Here is a 19,414-nt window from a genome sequence, read left to right on the forward strand (position 1 = left end):
TGTTTCACGTGAAACCGATCGATCCGCGACTGCTGAGGTACGCCAGGGCCACCCGTTTCTTCCTGGCGGCGGTCGTCGGCCTGGGCTTCGTCGGGGCGCTGCTGATCATCGCCCAGGCGATGCTCGTCGCCGAGGTCGTGGTGGGGGCCTTCCAGCAGGGCCTGTCGGTTTCCGGACTCGGCACCCCGCTGCTGCTGCTCGTCGCGGTGGCGGCGGGCCGGGGGCTCGTCTCCTGGCTCACCGAACTCGCCGCCCACCGGGCGAGCGCGGCGGTCAAGTCCGAGCTGCGCGGCCGGCTGCTCCAGCAGGCCGCGGTGCTCGGGCCCGGCTGGCTCAGCGGGCAGAAGGCGGGCTCGCTGGCCGCGCTCGCGACCCGGGGCGTGGACGCGCTCGACGACTACTTCGCCCGCTATCTGCCGCAGCTGGGGCTCGCGGTCGTGGTGCCGGTCGCCGTCCTCGCCCGGATCGTCACCGAGGACTGGGTCTCGGCCGCGATCATCGTGGTGACCCTGCCGCTCATCCCGGTCTTCATGATCCTCATCGGCTGGTACACCCAGGCCCGGATGGACCGTCAGTGGCAGCTGCTCTCCCGGCTCTCCGGGCACTTCCTCGACGTGGTGGCCGGGCTTCCCACGCTCAAGGTCTTCGGCCGCGCGAAGGCGCAGGCCGAGAACATCCGGAGGATCACCGGCGACTACCGGCAGGCGACCATGCGGACGCTGCGGATCGCCTTCCTCTCCTCCTTCGCCCTGGAACTGCTCGCGACCCTCTCGGTCGCGCTGGTGGCGGTCACCATCGGCATGCGCCTGGTCCACGGTGAGTTCGACCTCTACACCGGGCTCGTCATCCTGGTCCTGGCACCCGAGGCGTATCTGCCGCTGCGGCAGGTCGGGACGCAGTTCCACGCGGCGGCGGAGGGGGTCGCCGCCGCCGAGGAGATCTTCGCGGTCCTGGAACGCCCGGTCCCGGCCGGCGGTACGGGAGCGGTGCCCGCGTCCGTACGGATCGAGCTCGACCGGGTGACGGTACGGCACGCGGGCCGCGCGCGGCCGTCGCTCGACGCGGCCTCGCTCACCGTCGAACCCGGCGAGACCGTGGCCCTCGTCGGACCCAGCGGCGCCGGCAAGTCGACCCTGCTCGACGTGGTGCTCGGCTTCGCCGCCCCGGAGGCCGGCGGCACGGTACGGGTCGGCGGCGCCGACCTCGGCGCGCTCGACCTGGAGCAGTGGCGCTCCCGGATCGCCTGGGTGCCCCAGCGCCCCTACCTCTTCGCCGGCACCATCGCCGACAACGTGCGCCTGGCCCGCCCGGACGCCACCGACGCGGCTGTCCGTGCCGCCCTGCGCGACGCGGGCGCCGACGACTTCGTCGGCGAACTCCCGGACGGCGCCGGCACCCTGCTCGGCGAGGACGGCGCCGGCCTCTCCGCCGGCCAGCGCCAGCGCCTCGCCCTCGCCCGCGCCTTCCTCGCCGACCGCCCGGTCCTCCTCCTCGACGAGCCGACCGCCGCCCTCGACGGCGAGACGGAGGCGGCCGTCGTCGACGCGGTCCGCCGCCTCGCGGTGGGCCGGACGGTCCTGCTCGTGGTCCACCGGCCGGCGCTGCTCGCGGTGGCGGACCGGGTGGTGCGGTTGGCACCGGCGGAGGGAGAGGGATCCGGCGGGGCCGGCGGGGCCGGTGGGTCCGTCGGCCTGGCGGCCGACGAGGTGCCGCGGCCGGACGGGGCGCCCGCGCCGAGCGCGCCGCGCGGCCCGGCCGACGGCCCGGACGAGGGTCCGACGCCGACCGCCGACCGGGCCGATGGCGTCGGGAGCGCGTCGGGTTTTGCCGGCGGCAGGGCTTCGGCGCCCGGACCGTTCGCTCCCGGGCGCGGCCCCGAGTCGTGGCCCATGGCGGCGGAGGGCAGCGGCGAGGATTCGGCCCGGGGCGCCGCCGGCTCCGCGCGTGGTGCCCTTCGGCGGGTTCGGGGCATGGCCGGGCAGGTCAAGGGGCGGCTCGTGCTCGCGTTGCTGCTCGGGAGCCTGGCGCTCGGGTCGGCCGTCGGGCTCATGGGAGTGTCCGGGTGGCTCATCTCCCGGGCGTCCGAACAGCCGCCCGTGCTGTATCTGATGGTGGCGGTCACCGCGACCCGCGCCTTCGGTATCGGGCGGGCCGTGTTCCGGTACGCGGAGCGGCTGGTGTCGCACGACGCCGTGCTGCGGATGCTCGCGGACCTGCGGGTCGCCGTCTACCGGCGGCTCGAACGGATCGCGCCCGCCGGGCTGCGCCGCACCCGGCGCGGTGATCTCCTCGCCCGCCTGGTCCAGGACGTCGACGCGCTGCAGGACTACTGGCTGCGCTGGCTGCTCCCGGTCGGCGCGGCGCTCGTCGTCGGTGCCGGGTCGGTCGCCTTCACGGGTTGGCTGCTGCCCGAGGCCGGGGCCGTGCTCGCCGTGGGCCTGCTGCTCGCCGGGGTCGCCGTGCCACTGGCCGGCGGCGCGCTCGCCCGACGGGCCGAGCGGCAGCTCGCCCCCGCGCGCGGCACGCTCACCACCGCCGTCGTCGAGCTGCTGCGCGGCTGCGCCGAACTCACCGTGGCCGGCGCCCTGAAGGGCCGCGTCGCACGGGCCGCGGCGGCCGACCGTACCCTCACCGGCATCGCCTCCCGGCAGTCCGCCGCCACCGCGCTCGGCGCCGGGCTCTCCGCCCTGGTCTGCGGCCTCACGGTCGCCGGAGCCGCGCTCGTCGGCGTCCAGGCAGTACGGGACGGGCGGCTCGACGGCGTCGCGCTGGCCGTCGTCGTGCTCACCCCGCTCGCCGCGTTCGAGGCCGTGACCGGACTCCCGCTCGCCGTGCAGTACCGCCAGCGGGTGCGCCGCAGTGCCGAGCGGGTCCTCGACGTGCTCGACGCGCCCGTCCCCGTGTCCGAGCCGGCCACGCCCGCCGCTCCCCCGGCGAGCCCGTTCCCGCTGGAGCTGGCCGGACTCACGGCGCGGTACGCCGGGCAGGAGCGGCCCGCGCTCGACGGATTCGGGCTGCGCCTGGAGGCCGGGCGCCGGGTCGCCGTCGTCGGCGCGTCCGGCTCCGGCAAGACCACGCTCGCGCAGGTGCTGCTGCGCTTCCTGGACGCGGAGCGGGGCACGTACCGGCTCGGTGGCACGGCCGCGACGGTGCTGGACGGCGACGACGTACGCCGCTTCGTCGGCCTGTGCGCGCAGGACGCCCACCTCTTCGACAGCACCCTGCGCGAGAACCTGCGGCTGGCCAGGCCCGGCGCGGGCGACGCCGAGCTGCGCGAGGCGCTGCGCCGGGCCCGGCTCCTGGACTGGGTGGACGGGCTGCCCGACGGGCTCGACACGCTCGTGGGCGAGCACGGCTCGCGGCTCTCCGGCGGTCAGCGGCAGCGTCTCGCGCTCGCCCGGGCACTGCTCGCCGACTTCCCGGTCCTCGTCCTCGACGAGCCGGCCGAGCACCTGGACCTGGCCACCGCCGACGCGCTCACCGACGACCTGCTGCGGGCCACCGAGGGCCGCACCACCGTCCTCATCACGCACCGGCTGCACGGACTCGACGCCGTCGACGAGGTCGTCGTCCTCGACCGCGGCCGCACCGTGCAGCGCGGGACGTACGCGGAGCTGGCGGCGGTCGACGGGCCGTTGCGGCGGATGCTGGAGCAGGAGCGGGCGAGCGACCTCCACCTGGTCCCCACCGCGTAGTCCGCCCCGGGGACCCGGCCCCGGGGCGGATCCCGGCCCCGTCGCCCGCCCCAGGGCCGACCCTCCACCCCGTAGCCGACTTTCCTCGCCAAATGGGACTTACTAGGCTCGGCCCCATGACCGCCGCCGTGCCGGACGCCCCGGACCCGCTCGAAGCCGCGACCCGGGCCGCGCGCAGCCTGCACGGCCTGTCCACCGAGCTCACCGCCCGGGTGCCGCAGCTCCTGGAGGCGATGCGGTCGGTCGGCACCGGCCTCGAACTGCACTCCACGCTGGACCGGATCTGCGAGACCGCCGCCGAACTCGCCGACGCCCGCTACGCCGCCATCGGCGTGGTCGACGACGAGGGCGACGGCCTCTCCGACTTCGTCACGTACGGCGTCGGCGACGACCTCGCCCGCCTGATCGGGCGCCGCCCGGACGGACACGCGGGGCTGCTCGGCGCGCTCATCCGGGAGCCGCAGACGATCCGGCTCGCCGATCTGGCGACCGATCCGCGCGCGGCCGGCTTCCCGCCCGGCCATCCGCCGATGCGGACCTTCCTCGGCGTCCCGATCCGGGTCCAGGGCGAGATCTTCGGCAACCTCTACCTCGCCGAGAAGAACGGCGGCGGCGAGTTCAACGACTACGACGTCCACATGGTCCGGGTGCTCGCCACCGAGGCCGGGATCGCCATCGGCAACGCGCGTCTGTACGAGGCCGCCCGCCAGCGCGAGCGCTGGATCGACGGCTCGGTCGCCGTCACCACCGCCCTGCTCTCCGGCGGTGACGCCGACGACGCGCTCACCGTCGTCGCCGAACAGGCCCGCAGGCTGGCCGACGCGGCCGCCGGCATCGTGCTGCTTCCGGCGGAGCACGGCGGTCTGGAGGTCGTCGCCGTCTCCTCGGCCGGGCCCACCAGGTGGCTCGGGGTGGTGATCGGCCCCGAGAGCGCGGTGGTGGAGCAGCTGATGGAGGGCGAGGCGGTGTTCCTCGCCGACGCCTCCACGGACCCGCGGATGCTGAACCGGCTCTCCGAGGAGTACGGCCCCGCGATGCTGCTGCCGCTGCAGAGCGGCGGCCGGGTCCTCGGCGCCCTCGCCGCCCCGCGGGCCCGCGGGGCGCGGCAGTTCACGGAGGACGAGCGGACGCTGGCGACCCAGTTCGCCTCGCAGGCGGCGCTCGCGCTGATGATGGCCGAGGCGCAGCGGGACCGGGAGCGGCTCGCCGTCTTCGAGGACCGCGACCGGATCGCCCGGGACCTGCACGACCTGGTCATCCAGCGCCTGTTCGCCACCGGGATGATGCTGGAGAGCGCGCAGCGCAAGTCGGTCGTGCCGGCCGTGCAGGAGGGCGTCGGCAAGGCCGTGGACGAGCTGGACGTGACCATCCAGGAGATCCGTACGGCGATCTTCGCGCTCCAGCAGGGACCGGCCGAGGCCCCCTCGGGGCTGCGCACCCGCGTGCTGCGGGAGATCAACATGGCGGCGGTGCCGCTCGGCTTCAAGCCCGCGCACCGCTTCGTCGGCGCGATCGACACGACCGTCGGCGACCTCACCGGCAAGAACCTCGTCGCCGCGCTGCGCGAGGCGCTGTCGAACGCCTTCCGGCACGCCGAGGCCACCCGGATCGAGGTGGTCGTGGACGCCACCGTCATCCTGCCCGACGGCACCCAGGGCGTACGGCTGTCGGTCGCCGACGACGGCATCGGCATCCCGGCGGGCGGCCGCCGCAGCGGACTGCGCAACCTGGCCCGGCGCGCCGAGTCGCTGGGCGGCGCGAGCCGGGTCGGCCCGGGCATCGGCGCGGACGGCGGCGGTACGACGGTGGTGTGGGAGGCCCCGCTCTAGAGCGCGCCCTGCGCCTGCGCGGCCCCGCTACCGAGCGCGTTGTGTGGCTGCGCCTGTGCGGGCGCCCCAGCGTGCCCGCACCCGTGCGGGCCGCGTCCTAGAGCACGCCCTGCGCTGCTGCCCGGGTGGCCTCGGCGACCAGCTGCTCGATGACGACGGCGACGCCGTCCTCGTTGTTGCCGACGGTCCGGCCGGAGGCGGCGGCGATCACGTCCGGGTGGGCGTTGCCCATGGCGTACGAGCGGCCGGCCCAGCTGAGCATCTCGATGTCGTTGGGCATGTCGCCGAAGGCCGCGACCTGCTCGGGCGGGATGCCGCGCGCGGCGCAGCAGCGGGCGAGGGTGGACGCCTTGGAGACGCCGAGGCCGCTGATCTCGATGAGCGCGGTGGGGCTGGAGCGGGTGAAGGAGGCCAGGTCGCCGGCGGCCGCGCGGGCGGTGGCGAGGAAGACGTCCGGGTCGAGCTCGGGGTGCTGGGCGAGCAGCTTCAGGACCGGGGCGGCGGCGCCGGGCGCCTCCTCGAAGAGCAGCTTCTCGGCCGTGGCGACGGTGGCCCCGGGGTCGAGGAAGAACGGCGGGTACTCCGGCTCGTAGTGGATGCCGGTGGTGAGCTCGACGGCGAAGGTGGTGCCGGCGGCGGCCTCGCGCAGCGCCCGGACGACCTCCAGGGCGATCGGCCGCTCCAGCGGGCGGACCTCCAGGAACGCGCCGCCCGAGTGCAGGTCGACGACCGCGGCGCCGTTGGCGCAGATGGCGAGGCCGTGGCCGTGGACGTGCTCGCTGACGACGTCCATCCAGCGGGCCGGGCGGCCGGTGACGAAGAAGACCTCGATGCCGGCCCGCTCGGCGGCGGCGAGGGCGGCGACCGTGCGCTCCGAGACGGACTTGTCGTCCCGCAGCAGGGTGCCGTCGAGGTCGGTGGCGATCAGGCGGACGGTGTCAGGTGAGGTCACCTCGTCATTGTTCCGTACAACGTGCACGTGCGTGCGAGGGAGTGCACATTTGAGTGGCTGTATGTGGCTCCCTCGCCACGCTTTGTGTCAGGTCTGCTCAGCCGAGCTGGGCGACGGCCTCCGTGGCGATCTTCTCGAAGACGGCCTGGTCGGCGGCGAACACGGAGTCGGGGATCGGCCAGTGGATCACCAGCTCGGTGAAGCCCAGCTCCTGGTGGCGCCCGGCGAAGTCGACGAAGGCGTCGAGAGAGTCGAGGACCGTGTTCTGCTCCGGGGTGAAGCCGGTGAGCAGGATCTTGTCCAGTTCGGTGGCGTCGCGGCCGATCTCCGCGCACGCCTTGCCGAGCTTGTCGAGCTGCCCGGCGACGGCCGCGACCGACTGCTCGGGCGTCCCCGTCTCGTACAGCTTCGGGTCGCCGGTGGTCACCCACGCCTGCCCGTGGCGTGCGGCGAGCTTCAGCCCGCGCGGGCCGGTCGCGGCGACGGCGAACGGCAGCCGCGGCCGCTGGACGCAGCCGGCGACGTTGCGGGCCTCGTCGGCCGCGTAGAAGGTGCCGCGCTCGGTCACGGTGTCCTCGGTGAGCAGCCGGTCGAGCAGCGGCACGAACTCGGCGAAGCGGTCGGCGCGCTCGCGCGGCGTCCACGCCTCCTGCCCCAGCACGGTGGCGTCGAAGCCGTTGCCGCCGGCGCCGATGCCGAGGGTGACGCGGCCGCCGGAGATGTCGTCGAGGGAGATCAGCTCCTTGGCGAGGGTGACCGGGTGCCGGAAGTTCGGCGAGGTCACCAGCGTCCCGAGGCGCATCCGCTCGGTCGCCGTCGCGGCGGCGGTGAGCGTGGGCAGCGCCCCGTACCAGGGGCCGTCGCGGAAGCTCCGCCAGGACAGGTGGTCGTAGGTGTACGCGGCGTGGAAACCGAGGTCCTCGGCCTGCCGCCAGGTCTTCTGGCCCTCGCTCCACCGGTGGATGGGGAGGATCACGGTGCTCAGACGCATGTCATCGACCCTACGGCAGCCGTCAGCAGCCGGCGCCCTCTGTCTTGACGACCTCTTTGTCCCGACTCAGCGCCACAGCCAGCTCAGCAGGGTGGTCGCCGTGAACACCGTGCCCGCCGCCAGGGAGACCGCGCGCGGGGTCAGCCACCCGGGGCCCGCCAGGGGCTGGGACTGCGGGACCGGAGCCAGCAGCGCGTCTGCGAAGGCCTGGGCGGTCGGCGGTCGGTCCGCCGGCTCGACGGACATCGCGGCCCGTAGCAGCAGGGCGACGTGCGGTGGGAGCTCCGCTCCGGCTGGGAGCACCGGCAGCGTCGAGGCGGCCGGCTGGTCGGTCATCAGGGCTGTGGCGCGTCCGCCCGGGCCGAACGGCTTCTGTCCGGTCAGCAGCTCGTAGGCCACGACGGCCAGCGCGTACACGTCCGCCCGGCCGTCGAACCCGCCGGTCTGGAAGGCCTGCTCCGGTGCCATGTACGCGGGCGTGCCCGTGGTCACCGTCAGCCCGGACGCGTCGGCCAGTTGCTTCGCGCTGCCCAGATCCGCGACCAGCACCGCGGCGGGCGCGGGGTCGGTGGCGAGCAGCAGGTTGGACGGTTTGACGTCGCGGTGCACCACACCCGCCTCGTGCAGGACCTGGACCGCGTAGCCCGCCTCCGCGGCCAGCCGCAGCGCCTCCTGCGGGTCGCACTGCCCGACCCGGTCCGCCAGGGTGCCGCCGCGTACGTAGTCCATGACGAAGTAGGGCCGGTCGTCCTGCACCCCGACGTCGTGCACCCGGACCACCCGCGGGCTGGCGATCCGGCGCAGCAGCCTCGCCTCCGCCAGGAACCGCTCGCGCACATCGGCGTTGGCGGCCCAGTTCTCGGCCAGCACCTTCACCGCGACCTCGGTGTCGAGCTCCGGATCGTAGGCCTTCCAGACCGTCGCGAAGGAGCCGGCTCCGAGCCGCTCCAGGAGGAGGTAACGGCCGAGCTTGCGCATGTGGCAGCATTCTGCCGGAGTCGGGGGGAGCGTGGAACTCCCGTTCGACGGCGGGATGCCAGGCGGGACGATACGGGGGTCCGGGTGTTCGAGGAAGGCGAGCTGGAACGGCTCGTGGCGGCGGCTCAGGCGGGGGACCCGGGGGCGATGGAGTACCTGCTGGCCAGGCTGCGGCCGGTGGTGCTGCGCCGCTGCTCGCGCTTCCTGCCCCACCACGCCGACGCGGAGGAGGCCGCGCAGGACGCGCTCCTGTCCATCAGCACGCACCTGGGCGAGTACGGCGGCCGCGGCTCCTTCCTGGGCTGGGTGATGGTGATCGCCTCGAACGCCGCCCGGTCCACCTACCGCTCGATGCGCCGGCGCGCCGAGGACAGCCACGCCGACCTCCCCGAGTCCGTCGACCCGCGCACCACCAGCGTCATCGCCGGGACCAGGATCGACCTGATGGAGGCGCTGGCCGCGCTGGAGCAGCAGCACCCCTCCCTGGTGGAGTCCTTCGTGCTGCGCGACCTGGGCGACCTGACCTACGCCCAGGTGGCCGAGGAGCTGGACGCCCCGTTGGGCACGGTCAAGGACCGTATCCACCAGGCCCGCCGCTTCATGCGCGAGCACCTGGTCACCGGTCCGTGAACGGTGGTCCCGCGACGGGCGGCGGCCGTGCCGTCGTCCGGCCCCGGTCCGCCCTCGTCGCCCTGGTGGCAGCCGCCGCGCTCGGGCTGGCGACCGGCCGGTTCGTCCTGCCACCGCCCCCCGGCGCCGACGCGCACCCGGCAGCGCGGTCGGGTGCCGCGGTCGGCGGGGCATCCCAGGGCGCGTCCGCTCTCGCGACGCCCGGAGGGTCCGCCCCGACGCCCGCTCCCTCGGCCTCCGGCTCCGCCTCGCCGACGGGTGCGACCGGGCCGGTGACGACGGCGAACCTGCTGGAACCCGCGGCCTTCGGCCCGGACGTCGGCGTCGGGCGGATCCACGTCACCGACCGGTTCGGCGACGGGCATTACGCCAACGCGGCCTGCACCGGGGAGAAGACCCTCACCGAGACCCTGGGCGGGCCCGGTGCCCACTTCCGCGGACTGATGACCGGCCCCCGCACCAGCACGGACGACGTCACGCTGGCCGCCGACCACACCGACCAGGTCGCCCGCGAGGTCGCCGCCGAGGCCCGGAGCGCTTCCCTGGCGCAGAACTTCGCCCAGCGCCTGCTGCTGGAGCAGGTGCCCTGCCAGGAGGAAACGCCGGGGCACTGGGTCTACGGAAAGATCACGACGCTGCGGCTCGCCCCGGACGTCACCGCGAGCTGGATGGGCGCCTACCAGGGATCGCTCAACACCACCGGCACAGCGCCCGAGGGCCAGGAGCCCTGCGGCGGCATCGCCGTGCTGCGCAGCGGCAGCCACTACGGGGTGCTGGAGGTCGATGCCTGCCTGGGGACGGCCGCGATGGACCGCGTCGTCAGGACCGCTTTGTCACGGCTGTGAAACAGCCGGTCAGGGCTCCAACTTTCCCTCCTCCGGCGGCATCACCCCGGTTGTACGAGGACGCAGCAGGCGTCCCGACCAGCAGGGGGACCAGATGACCGAGAACCAGACCGTCCAGCAGAAGTCCGTTCGCCGCAACCGGGTCGCCGCCGCGGCCTGCTTCGCCGCCGCACTGATCACGGCCACCGTCGTAGGCACCCAGTCGGCCACCGCCGCCGGGACCGCCCACCGCACCGCCGCCGCCCACCCGGCCGCGGTCTCCGTCGCCGCGCCCCGACTCGGCTCCGCCGACCTCGTCCAGAGCGAGGACTTCCAGAAGGGCCTGAACCCGGTCGGCGCGACCGTCGCGCTGAACGGACGCCAGGGGCTGTCCGCGTGCTCCGGCGAGGAGACGATGCGCGACCTGACCAAGGGCAAGGCCACCGCGTACGCGTCCGTGAACTGGACCTTCAGCACCGACGGCCGGCTGAGCGAGTCGGCCGCGAGCGCCCCCACCAAGACCGCGGCCGCCTCCTGGGAGAAGCAGCTCGTCGCGCTCGTCCAGGACTGCCAGGACGAGCCCGCCGGTCACTGGCACTACGGCGCGGCCCACACCCTGACCACCGCCGGCGGCACCGCCCACTGGTACCCGGCCTACAACGGCGACGGCACCGTCAGCGGCGGGGTCGCGGTCCTGCGCAGCGGCACCAGGGTCGCCATCGCCGAGCTCACCGGCCGGCCCACCGGCGCCCCCGCCTACGTCGAAGGCATCGCCACCGCGGCACTGAACCGCCTCTCCTCCTGAACGGCAGTCCCGCTCCGCCCGCGCCGCCGGGCGGAGCCGGCTCCCCGCGGGAAGCTACTTGCGGATCCGGCCCGACAGCCAGGGGGAGAGCATGCGGAGCGTGACGAGCTCCTTGTAGGTCTCGTCGCCGGGGAGCGGGACGACCAGCCACTGGCCCGGCGGGAAGAAACGGCCCTTGACGTGGGCGAGGCCGCCGAGGGCGGAGCGGAGGAAGGCGGGTACGGAGTCGCGCGGGACGTCGTCGAAGACGACTCCTTCGACGGTGATCTGCGCGTCGTCCTCGGGGTAGAGGCGGACGGTGATCGACGGGGTGCCGCCGAGTTCGACGAACGCCTCGTGGGGGAGGGTGCCGTCCGGGTCGAGGACGGCGAAGGCGCCGGCGGAGGTGCGGCGGGAGGTCTGGTCGGCGCCGATGTCGTCGGTGACGAGCATCTCCAGGTTGTACTCCTCGGCCACCTCGCGGATGACGGCGACGGCCGATTCGGTCGTGGGCAGGTGCGGGTGATGGGCTCCCATGGGCACGATCATGCCCGACCGTTCCGGTGCCGGCCTCAGCCGGGGAAGCGGATGAACTCCGGCGGTACGGCGTCGGTGAGCCAGACGCCGTTGGCACTGACGTGGAACACGTGCCCGGCCCGGTGCATCGCGCCCGCGTCGATGCTCAGCACCACCGGGCGGCCGCGGCGCGCGCCGACGCGGGTGGCGGTCTCGCGGTCGGGCGAGAGGTGGACGTGGTGCCGGGTCATGGGGCGCAGGCCCTCGGCCCGGATGGCGGGGAGCCGGCCGGCGACCGTACCGTGGTAGAGGTACGCGGGCGGTTCGGCGGCCGGCAGACCGAGGTCGACCGGGACGGTGTGGCCCTGGCTGGCCCGGATCCGGGTGCCCTCGATCGCGAAGCGCTTCTTGTCGTTGGCGGCGACCACGTGGTCGAGCTCGGCGCGGGTGATCGGGAAGCCGTGCGCGGCGGCGGCCCGCAGGAGCGCGTCGATCTCGGTCCAGCCCTGGGCGTCGAGCACGAGCCCGATGCGTTCGGGCTGGTGGCGCAGGTGTTTCGAGAGGTATTTCGACACCTTCACGGTGCGTTTCTCGTCGTTCATGAATTCATTGAAGCTCCAGGTTTGATCCACAGCCAACTGTATTTATCCACAGGCAAGTTGGCGTTTCTGTGGACAACGAGCCTGGAAATTCAACTGGATTGATCTACTTGACTATTGTCTATGGCATTTGAGGCAAGTGCGTCCAATGTCCTGGTCTGCACCTCTCGTTCGGCGGCCGCCGCGACGAACGCCGACACGTTCTCCTGGCCAACGAGCCGCTGTACGGCCCGGATCGTCTCCGGCGGCAGTGCGACCGTACGGGGCTCCCGCCCCTCCGGCGGGGGTGCGTCCGGGGAGAGGTGGAACTGAAGGTGCGCGGTGGCGAACAGGCGCATCGCCCGGGCCAGTTCGGCGTCCACGGTCTGCTGCGCGAGCGGGCGGAGCCGGCGCACCAGATCCGTCGCCTCCTCCGCGTCCGCGTCCGTCGGCGGCCGGTGCTCCAGGTAGCGGGCGAAGACGTGCTCGCTGGTGAACTCCAGGAAACGGGCGGCGATGTGCTCGACCTGGCCGCGAAGTTCCCGCAGATGACCGGTGATCGCGGCGAGCGGCACGCCCGCCGCGTGCAACTCGGCCGCCACCGCCAGCTCTTGGGGGCTCGGGACGAGGTACTCCTCGGTCTCCCGGTCCGGGATGCGCTCCAGGACACCGAGCTCGATGGCCTCCCGGACCGCGTCCTCGTCGGGCTCGCCGCCGAACCGCGCGTCGAGCTCGGCGCGCGAGATCCGGTCGGCCTCCTCGTCCGTCCACGGCCCGTCGACCTCGGCGACGAGCCCCAGGACCCCGCCGAGCCCGCGCCCGGCGTCCCACGCCTCCAGGAGCTCCTTGATGGAGGCCAGGGTGTAGCCGCGGTCCAGCAGGTCGGCGATCTGCCGCAGCCGGGCCAGATGCGTGTCCCCGTACACGTTGGACCGGCCGCGGCGCTCCGGGCGGGGCAGCAGCCCGCGGTCCTGGTAGGCGCGGATCGTCCGCACGGTGGCCCCGCTGCGATGGGCCAGATCCTCGATCCGGTACTCCGGATGCGACCCCGGCCCCGAACCGGACCCCGGATGTGCTGACTGCTCCGACAAAACCGCTCCCACCGACCGCTCCCTTCACCCGTCGAGGGATCGTACGACCCGCCGCGCCCCGGCCCGGGGCCGTCCCCTACGCCGGCGGCTGCCAGCGCGCGAGGCCGCGCAGCACGCCCGGCGCCAGCCGGGACAGGACGTGGGCGCCGCGGGCCTCCGGGGTCACCGGGACCACGGCCTCGTTGCGCAGCACCGCGCGCAGGATCGCGTCCGCGACCTTCTCCGGCGGGTAGTTGCGCAGCCCGTAGAGCCGCGACGCCTTCTTCTGGCGGCGCTTCTCCTCGGCCTCGTCCGTGACGCCCGCGAACCGCGCGGTCGACGTGATGCCCGTGTTCACGATGCCCGGGCAGATCGCCGAGACCCCGATGCCCTGCCCGGCGAGCTCGGCCCGCAGGCACTCGCTGAGCATCAGCACCGCCGCCTTCGACGTGCTGTACGCGGGCAGCGCGCGGGACGGCTGGAAGGCCGCCGCCGACGCCGTGTTGACGATGTGGCCGCCCTGGCCGCGCTCGGCCATCTGCGCGCCGAAGGCCCGGCAGCCGTGGATCACGCCCCACAGGTTGACGTCGAGGACCCGCTTCCACTCCTCGCTCGTGGTGTCGAAGAAGGAGCCGGTCAGACCGATGCCCGCGTTGTTGACCAGGACGTCGACCACGCCGTACTCGCTCGCCACCTTCGCGGCCAGCTTCTCCATCGCCTGCTCGTCGGCGACGTCGGCGGTCTCGCCCCAGGCCGCGGGCGCCCCGATGAGCCGGGACATCTCCGCCGTACGGGCCGCGCCCTCGGCGTCCCGGTCCACGGCTATCACCCGGGCGCCGGCCTCGGCGAAGGCGAAGGCGGTGGCCCGGCCGATGCCGCTGGCGGCGCCGGTCACCAGGACCAGCTGCCCGCCGAAGCGCTCCGCGTACTCCGGACGCACCCCGCTCTTCGCCGCCGTCTTCGGTGCCCTGGCCGCCGGGTCCTCGTTCGCCTCGACGAACTCGGTGATCCACGCCGCCAGTTGGTCCGGCCTGGTGCGGGGCACCCAGTGCTTGGCCGGCAGGGTGCGCCGGGTCAGGTCCGGCACCCAGGCGGCCAGGTCGTCGTAGAGCCGCTCGGAGAGGAAGGCGTCACCGGTCGGCGTGATCAGCTGCACCGGCACGTGCGCGTACGCGTCGGTGCGGGGGCGGAGCATCCGGGCCCGCACGTTGTCCCGGTAGAGCCAGGCGCCGTGCGCCGCGTCGGCCGGCAGGGACGGCGTCGGGTAGTCGCCGGCCGGGATCCCCTCGACCCGCTCCAGCATGCGCGGCCAGCGCTTCCCGAGCGGCCCGCGCCAGGCGAGCTCCGGCAGCGAGGGCGTGTGCAGCAGGTACACGTACCAGGACTTGGCGCCCTGGCCGAGGAGCTGGCCGACCCGGCGCGGGGTGGGCCTGGCCATCCGGTTCTTGATCCAGTGCCCGAAGTGGTCGAGCGACGGCCCGGACATCGAGGTGAAGGAGGCGATCCGGCCCTCGGTGCGCGGCACGGTGGCGAACTCCCAGGACTGCACCGAGCCCCAGTCGTGGCCGACCAGGTGGACCGGGCGGTCCGGGCTGACCGCGTCCGCGACGGCGAGGAAGTCGTCCGTCAGCTTCTCCAGGGTGAAGCCGCCGCGCAGCGGCGTCGGCGCCGTCGACCGGCCGTGGCCGCGCACGTCGTAGAGGACCACGTGGAAGCGCCCGGCGAGCCGGACCGCGACCTCCGACCAGACCTCCTTGGAGTCCGGATAGCCGTGCACGAGCAGCACGGTCGGCCGGCTCTCGTCGCCCAGCTCGGCCACGCACAGCTCGATCCCGCCCGTACGGACCCAGCGCTCCCGCGCCCCCTCGAGACCCGCGATCCCCGCCATCACGCGGCCACCCCTTCCTCGTTCCAGCGCCGCACGTGCGGCAGGTCGTCGTCCAGCCAGAACGCGCTCTGCTCGGGGTCCTTCGAGTCGGTGACGACCAGGATCTCCTCGAACTTCGCGCCCGTACCCCGGAATCCGAGGTGCGGCTCGACCGCCCACAGGCCCGGCCTGGGCGGGTGGTCGGAGAACTTGTACGGGGACCACAGCGGCGACCAGCCGTCGCGGTGGCCGTGCAGGGCGTCGCTCACCAGGCCCTTGAGGGACTGGGTGCCGAAGCCGAACAGGGTGGGCGCCCAGCGGCGCTCCCTGACCCGGTCGACCTTGTGGGCGATGACGCCGAAGGGATAGGCCCGGTGCCGGTTCGCATAGCCCTGGCGGACCATGAGCCGGTCCACGTCCTCGTAGATCTCGCGCAGCGTGCGGCGCTCGCGCACCTCGCGCAGGATCAGCTCGCGGTGGTCCCTGAGATCGGCGAGCAGCTTGTCGTGGACCGGGTTGAGGCCGAGGCAGCCGGAGTAGCCGATGTCCGCCGTGTAGCCCCTGTGGACCGGGGCCATGTCCAGGATGAACGGCATCCCGGCCTCCAGCTTCCGGTTCGTGGGGAAGAACTGGAGGGGGATCTTGAAGTCGACGAAGGCCGTGCGGTCGCCGAACCAGGCGAAGGGCCGGTGGAACCAGTCCTTCACCCCGCGCTCGTACAGCCACTCGCGCTGCATCCGCGCCGCCTCGCGCTCCGTCACACCCGGCTTGAGCTGGGCCGCGACGGCCTCCGCGCACTCGTACGAGAGCCGCTGGACCTCTCTGAACCCGCGCAGCTCCTCGGTGAGTCCGCCCGTCACTGCCGTGCCTGCCGATGCCATGCCACCCCGCCCGTCCTGTGTGAGCGCGCGTGAGCGTCCGGTAGCCCTACGCGTCCGTAACTTGACATCGATGAATGTGACAATGCCTGGAGGCTGCGTCAAGGGGTGTGCACGAGCCTGTGGAAAACGAGACCTTGGTCGCGGCTCCCCTACGGGCTTGTACGTCTGGAGTCGGAGAGGGATCGAGCCGTTGGGCTGACGACTGCCGTGACGCACACCACTACCTTCGAAACGTGACTGTGATCGCCACCGAAAGCCTCAGCAAGCGGTTCCCCCGGGTGACCGCTCTCGACCGGCTCTCCCTGGACATCGGGCCCGGTGTGACCGGACTGGTGGGTGCCAACGGAGCCGGCAAGTCCACGATGATCAAGATCCTGCTCGGCCTGTCCCCGGCCACGGAGGGCCGCGCCGAAGTCCTCGGACTCGACGTCGCCACCGCCGGCGACCGCATCCGCGAACGCGTCGGGTACATGCCGGAGCACGACTGCCTGCCACCCGACGTCTCGGCCACCGAGTTCGTCGTCCACATGGCGCGGATGTCCGGCCTGCCGCCGACCGCCGCCCGCGAGCGGACCGCCGACACCCTGCGCCACGTCGGTCTGTACGAGGAGCGCTACCGCCCCATGGGCGGCTACTCGACCGGCATGAAGCAGCGCGTGAAGCTGGCCCAGGCCCTCGTCCACGACCCGCAGCTGGTGCTGCTCGACGAGCCGACGAACGGCCTCGACCCGGTCGGCCGCGACGACATGCTCGGCCTGATCCGCCGCGTGTGGACGGACTTCGGCATCTCGGTCCTGGTCACCTCGCACCTGCTCGGCGAGCTGGAGCGCACCTGCGACCACGTCGTCGTCATCGACGGCGGCAAGCTGCTCCGCTCCAGCTCCACCCGCGACTTCACCCGCACCACGACCACCCTCGCGGTCGAGGTCACCGACACCGACGAGCACCCGGACGGCACGGAGGCACTGCGCGCGGCCCTCACCGCCGCCGGCGTGAAGCTCCACGCGGGCGTGGAGGACGGGCTGCCGGGCGCCGGTCACATCCTGCTCCTCGACGCCCCGGGCGAGGAGACCTACGACCTCGTCCGTGACACCGTCGCCGGCCTCGGCCTCGGCCTGGTCCGCATGGAGCAGCGCCGCCACCACATCGCCGAGGTCTTCAAGGCCAACGACCAGCAGCAGGAGGAGGTGCCGGCGCGATGAGCACCCACGCCACCGAGAACTCGGCGAACGGCTCGGCGGACACCCGTATCCACAACATCGGGTACCGCAGTTACGACGGGCCGCGCCTCGGCCGCGCCGCCGCCCGCCGGGCGCTGTTCTCGCAGTCGCTGCGCGGCGCGTACGGCCTCGGCCGCAGCGCCAAGTCCAAGGTGCTGCCGATGCTGCTGTTCGCCGTGATGTGCGTGCCCGCACTGGTCATCGTGGCGGTCGCGGTCTTCACCAAGGCCCCGAAGCTGGTGATGGAGTACACGCAGTACGCGATCTTCCTCCAGATGGTGATCGCCATCTTCGTGGCCGCCCAGGCCCCGCAGTCCGTCTCCCGCGACCTGCGCTTCCGGACCGTGCCGCTGTACTTCGCCCGCCCGATCGAGCGCGTGGACTACGTCCTCGCCAAGTTCGCCGCGATGTCCTCGGCGCTCTTCATCCTGACCGCCTCCCCCCTGCTGATCCTCTGGATCGGATCGCTGCTCGCCAAGATGGACTTCGCCGACCAGACCGAGATGTTCGGCCAGGGCCTGGTGTCCGTGGCCCTGCTGTCCCTCCTCTTCGGCGGCATCGGGCTCGTCATGGCGGCCCTCACCCCGCGCCGCGGCTTCGGCGTCGCCGCCGTCATCGCCACGCTGGTGATCTCGTACGGAGCGGTCTCCACCCTCCAGGGCATCGCCTACGGCACCGACAACATCGGCGCCGTCAAGTGGATCGGCCTGTTCTCCCCGCTCACCCTCATCGGCGGGGTGCAGGACGCCTTCCTCGGCGCGCCCACCGCCGCACCCGGCGGGGAGGCCGCGGCGCCCGGCACCGGGGTCGGCGTGATCTACCTGCTGGTCGTCCTCGCGCTCATCGCCGGTTCGTACGGTGTGCTGATGCGCCGCTACCGAAAGGTCGGGCTGTGACCACGCTCAACATCGACCACGCCTCGCGCTGGTTCGGAAACGTGGTGGCCGTCAACGACGTCACCATGACCATCGGCCCGGGCGTCACCGGCCTGCTCGGTCCCAACGGCGCCGGCAAGTCCACCCTCATCAACATGATGGGCGGCTTCCTCGCCCCCTCCACCGGCACCGTCACCCTCGACGGGGAGACGATCTGGCGCAACGAGTCGGTCTACAAGGAGATCGGCGTCGTGCCCGAGCGGGAGGCGATGTACGACTTCCTCACCGGCCGCGAATTCGTCGTCGCCAACGCCGAGTTGCAGGGCCTCGGCGACGCGGAGGCCCAGAAGGCCCTCGCCACGGTGGAGATGGAGTACGCGCAGGACCGCAAGATCGCCACGTACAGCAAGGGCATGCGGCAGCGCGTGAAGATGGCCTCGGCCCTCGTCCACGAGCCGTCGGTGCTGCTGCTCGACGAGCCGTTCAACGGCATGGACCCGCGCCAGCGCATGCAGTTGATGGACCTGCTGCGCCGGATGGGCGCCGACGGCCGCACGGTGCTGTTCTCCTCGCACATCCTGGAGGAGGTCGAGCAGCTCGCCTCGCACATCGAGGTGATCGTGGCCGGACGGCACGCCGCCTCCGGCGACTTCCGGCGCATCCGCCGGCTGATGACCGACCGGCCGCACCGCTATCTCGTCCGCTCCAGCGACGACCGGGCCCTCGCGGCGGCGCTGATCGCCGACCCGTCGACGGCCGGCATCGAGGTCGACCTCACGGAGGGCGCCCTGCGCATCCAGGCCGTGGACTTCGGCCGGTTCACCGCGCTGCTTCCGAAGGTCGCCAAGGAGCAGGGCATCCGGCTGCACACGGTCTCGCCCTCGGACGAGTCCCTCGAATCCGTCTTCTCGTACCTCGTAGCGGCCTGAAAGGAGCCCGACCGATGTATCACCCCACCGTCGCCCGGCTCACCTACCGGGCCCTCCTCGGCCGCAGGCGGGCGCTGATCCTCTTCGCGCTGCCCGCCCTGCTGATCGTGATCGCCGCGGCGGTCCGGATGTTCAACGGCGCCGACGACCAGGTCGCCGCCAACTTCCTCGGCGGCTTCGCGCTCGCCACGATGGTGCCGCTGATCGGTGTGATCGCCGGCACCGGAGCGATCGGACCGGAGATCGACGACGGCTCGATCGTCTATCTCCTCGCCAAGCCGGTGAAGCGGTCGACGATCATCGTCACCAAGCTGACCGTGGCCGTCGCCGTCACCATGGTCTTCTCCGCCGTGCCGACCCTGATCGCCGGCTTCGTCCTCAACGGCAACGGCCAGCAGGTGGCGGTCGCCTACACCGTGGCGGCCCTGGTGGCCTCCATCGCCTACAGCGCGCTGTTCCTGCTGCTCGGCACGGTCAGCCGGCACGCCGTCGTCATCGGCCTGGTCTACGCCCTGGTCTGGGAGGCGCTGTTCGGCTCCCTGATCTCCGGCGCCAAGACCCTCAGCGTCCAGCAGTGGGCGCTCGCGCTCGCCGAGAAGGTCACCGGCGACGCCCTGATCACCTCCGAGGTGGCGCTGCCGACGGCGGTGGTGCTGCTCGTCGCGGTGACGGTCGGCGCGACCTGGTTCGCGGCCGCCAAGCTGCGGACGATGACGCTGGCGGGCGAGGAGTAGACCGTACGGCTCCGAGGGCGCCTGCCCGGAGTCACCGGGGGCAGGGCCCGGAGCCGCCGGC

The 19,414-nt window shown here is 73.2% G+C and carries 17 protein-coding genes; 9 read left to right on the plus strand and 8 right to left on the minus strand.

The window, feature by feature from the left end; translation table 11 throughout:
- The first annotated feature begins 8 nt into the window (after positions 1-8).
- Positions 9-3,695: a thiol reductant ABC exporter subunit CydD gene (cydD, locus tag ACWEV0_RS06700; RefSeq protein ID WP_453147077.1), complete on the plus strand. Its 3,687-nt coding sequence runs from the start codon at positions 9-11 to the stop codon at positions 3,693-3,695.
- 116 nt (positions 3,696-3,811) lie between these two features.
- Complete coding sequence (locus ACWEV0_RS06705) at positions 3,812-5,524, plus strand: sensor histidine kinase (RefSeq protein WP_453147079.1); 1,713 nt, start codon at positions 3,812-3,814, stop codon at positions 5,522-5,524.
- A gap of 97 nt (positions 5,525-5,621) precedes the next feature.
- Here ACWEV0_RS06705 and ACWEV0_RS06710 read toward each other — a convergent pair whose 3' ends face one another.
- From ACWEV0_RS06710 to ACWEV0_RS06720, 3 genes are all read right to left on the minus strand, one after another.
- Positions 5,622-6,476: a Cof-type HAD-IIB family hydrolase gene (locus tag ACWEV0_RS06710; protein WP_453147080.1), complete on the minus strand. Its 855-nt coding sequence runs from the start codon at positions 6,474-6,476 to the stop codon at positions 5,622-5,624.
- A gap of 97 nt (positions 6,477-6,573) precedes the next feature.
- Complete coding sequence (locus ACWEV0_RS06715) at positions 6,574-7,467, minus strand: LLM class flavin-dependent oxidoreductase (RefSeq protein ID WP_453147082.1); 894 nt, start codon at positions 7,465-7,467, stop codon at positions 6,574-6,576.
- Between the two features lie 66 nt (positions 7,468-7,533).
- A complete protein-coding gene (locus ACWEV0_RS06720; protein ID WP_453147084.1) occupies positions 7,534-8,445 on the minus strand; it encodes a serine/threonine-protein kinase in 912 nt (303 codons plus the stop codon).
- Positions 8,446-8,529: 84 nt separating this feature from the next.
- Between ACWEV0_RS06720 and ACWEV0_RS06725 the strand changes: the two genes are divergently transcribed.
- The 3 genes from ACWEV0_RS06725 to ACWEV0_RS06735 all read left to right on the plus strand — a co-directional run bounded on the left by ACWEV0_RS06725 (position 8,530) and on the right by ACWEV0_RS06735 (position 10,704).
- Complete coding sequence (locus ACWEV0_RS06725) at positions 8,530-9,075, plus strand: RNA polymerase sigma factor (protein ID WP_453147086.1); 546 nt, start codon at positions 8,530-8,532, stop codon at positions 9,073-9,075.
- Positions 9,072-9,920, plus strand: a complete 849-nt coding sequence (locus ACWEV0_RS06730) for a hypothetical protein (RefSeq protein ID WP_453147088.1) — start codon at positions 9,072-9,074, stop codon at positions 9,918-9,920. Before ACWEV0_RS06725 ends, ACWEV0_RS06730 begins: the two co-directional genes overlap by 4 nt.
- A gap of 94 nt (positions 9,921-10,014) precedes the next feature.
- Positions 10,015-10,704 (plus strand): hypothetical protein, encoded by a 690-nt coding sequence (locus tag ACWEV0_RS06735; protein ID WP_453147089.1) that lies wholly within the window; start codon positions 10,015-10,017, stop codon positions 10,702-10,704.
- 54 nt (positions 10,705-10,758) lie between these two features.
- Here ACWEV0_RS06735 and ACWEV0_RS06740 read toward each other — a convergent pair whose 3' ends face one another.
- From ACWEV0_RS06740 to ACWEV0_RS06760, 5 genes are all read right to left on the minus strand, one after another.
- On the minus strand, positions 10,759-11,220 hold the full coding sequence (locus ACWEV0_RS06740) for a hypothetical protein (RefSeq protein WP_453147091.1): 462 nt from the start codon (positions 11,218-11,220) through the stop codon (positions 10,759-10,761).
- 35 nt (positions 11,221-11,255) lie between these two features.
- A complete protein-coding gene (locus ACWEV0_RS06745) occupies positions 11,256-11,801 on the minus strand; it encodes an RNA 2'-phosphotransferase (RefSeq protein ID WP_453147093.1) in 546 nt (181 codons plus the stop codon).
- An 89-nt stretch (positions 11,802-11,890) separates the two neighbouring features.
- Positions 11,891-12,868, minus strand: a complete 978-nt coding sequence (locus tag ACWEV0_RS06750; protein ID WP_453147094.1) for a MerR family transcriptional regulator — start codon at positions 12,866-12,868, stop codon at positions 11,891-11,893.
- Positions 12,869-12,944: 76 nt separating this feature from the next.
- Positions 12,945-14,735 (minus strand): SDR family oxidoreductase, encoded by a 1,791-nt coding sequence (locus ACWEV0_RS06755; RefSeq protein WP_453147096.1) that lies wholly within the window; start codon positions 14,733-14,735, stop codon positions 12,945-12,947.
- Complete coding sequence (locus ACWEV0_RS06760) at positions 14,735-15,595, minus strand: M24 family metallopeptidase (RefSeq protein WP_453147097.1); 861 nt, start codon at positions 15,593-15,595, stop codon at positions 14,735-14,737. Before ACWEV0_RS06760 ends, ACWEV0_RS06755 begins: the two co-directional genes overlap by 1 nt.
- Positions 15,596-15,834: 239 nt before the next feature.
- Here ACWEV0_RS06760 and ACWEV0_RS06765 point away from each other — a divergent pair, with 239 nt between their 5' ends.
- The 4 genes from ACWEV0_RS06765 to ACWEV0_RS06780 are packed head-to-tail and all read left to right on the plus strand — an operon-like array spanning position 15,835 to position 19,353.
- Positions 15,835-16,797: an ABC transporter ATP-binding protein gene (locus ACWEV0_RS06765; protein ID WP_453147147.1), complete on the plus strand. Its 963-nt coding sequence runs from the start codon at positions 15,835-15,837 to the stop codon at positions 16,795-16,797.
- On the plus strand, positions 16,794-17,711 hold the full coding sequence (locus ACWEV0_RS06770; RefSeq protein ID WP_453147099.1) for an ABC transporter permease: 918 nt from the start codon (positions 16,794-16,796) through the stop codon (positions 17,709-17,711). Before ACWEV0_RS06765 ends, ACWEV0_RS06770 begins: the two co-directional genes overlap by 4 nt.
- Positions 17,708-18,619 carry an ABC transporter ATP-binding protein gene (locus ACWEV0_RS06775; RefSeq protein WP_453147101.1) on the plus strand — a complete coding sequence of 304 codons (912 nt, stop codon included), beginning with the start codon at positions 17,708-17,710 and terminating at the stop codon, positions 18,617-18,619. Before ACWEV0_RS06770 ends, ACWEV0_RS06775 begins: the two co-directional genes overlap by 4 nt.
- Positions 18,620-18,633: 14 nt before the next feature.
- Positions 18,634-19,353: an ABC transporter permease gene (locus ACWEV0_RS06780; protein WP_453147103.1), complete on the plus strand. Its 720-nt coding sequence runs from the start codon at positions 18,634-18,636 to the stop codon at positions 19,351-19,353.
- The last annotated feature ends 61 nt before the right edge of the window (positions 19,354-19,414 follow it).

The sequence above is a fragment of the Streptomyces sp. NPDC003943 genome (assembly GCF_053605265.1).

Excerpts from the sequence above, each read along its gene's own strand:
- ACWEV0_RS06705 (WP_453147079.1), top strand. The coding sequence starts at position 3,812 with ATGACCGCCGCCGTGCCGGACGCCCCGGACCCGCTCGAAGCCGCGACC.
- ACWEV0_RS06720 (WP_453147084.1), bottom strand. The coding sequence starts at position 8,445 with ATGCGCAAGCTCGGCCGTTACCTCCTCCTGGAGCGGCTCGGAGCCGGC.
- ACWEV0_RS06745 (WP_453147093.1), bottom strand. The coding sequence starts at position 11,801 with ATGAACGACGAGAAACGCACCGTGAAGGTGTCGAAATACCTCTCGAAA.
- ACWEV0_RS06770 (WP_453147099.1), top strand. The coding sequence starts at position 16,794 with ATGAGCACCCACGCCACCGAGAACTCGGCGAACGGCTCGGCGGACACC.
- ACWEV0_RS06740 (WP_453147091.1), bottom strand. The coding sequence starts at position 11,220 with ATGGGAGCCCATCACCCGCACCTGCCCACGACCGAATCGGCCGTCGCC.
- ACWEV0_RS06755 (WP_453147096.1), bottom strand. The coding sequence starts at position 14,735 with ATGGCGGGGATCGCGGGTCTCGAGGGGGCGCGGGAGCGCTGGGTCCGT.
- ACWEV0_RS06735 (WP_453147089.1), top strand. The coding sequence starts at position 10,015 with ATGACCGAGAACCAGACCGTCCAGCAGAAGTCCGTTCGCCGCAACCGG.
- ACWEV0_RS06760 (WP_453147097.1), bottom strand. The coding sequence starts at position 15,595 with ATGGCATCGGCAGGCACGGCAGTGACGGGCGGACTCACCGAGGAGCTG.
- ACWEV0_RS06715 (WP_453147082.1), bottom strand. The coding sequence starts at position 7,467 with ATGCGTCTGAGCACCGTGATCCTCCCCATCCACCGGTGGAGCGAGGGC.
- ACWEV0_RS06780 (WP_453147103.1), top strand. The coding sequence starts at position 18,634 with ATGTATCACCCCACCGTCGCCCGGCTCACCTACCGGGCCCTCCTCGGC.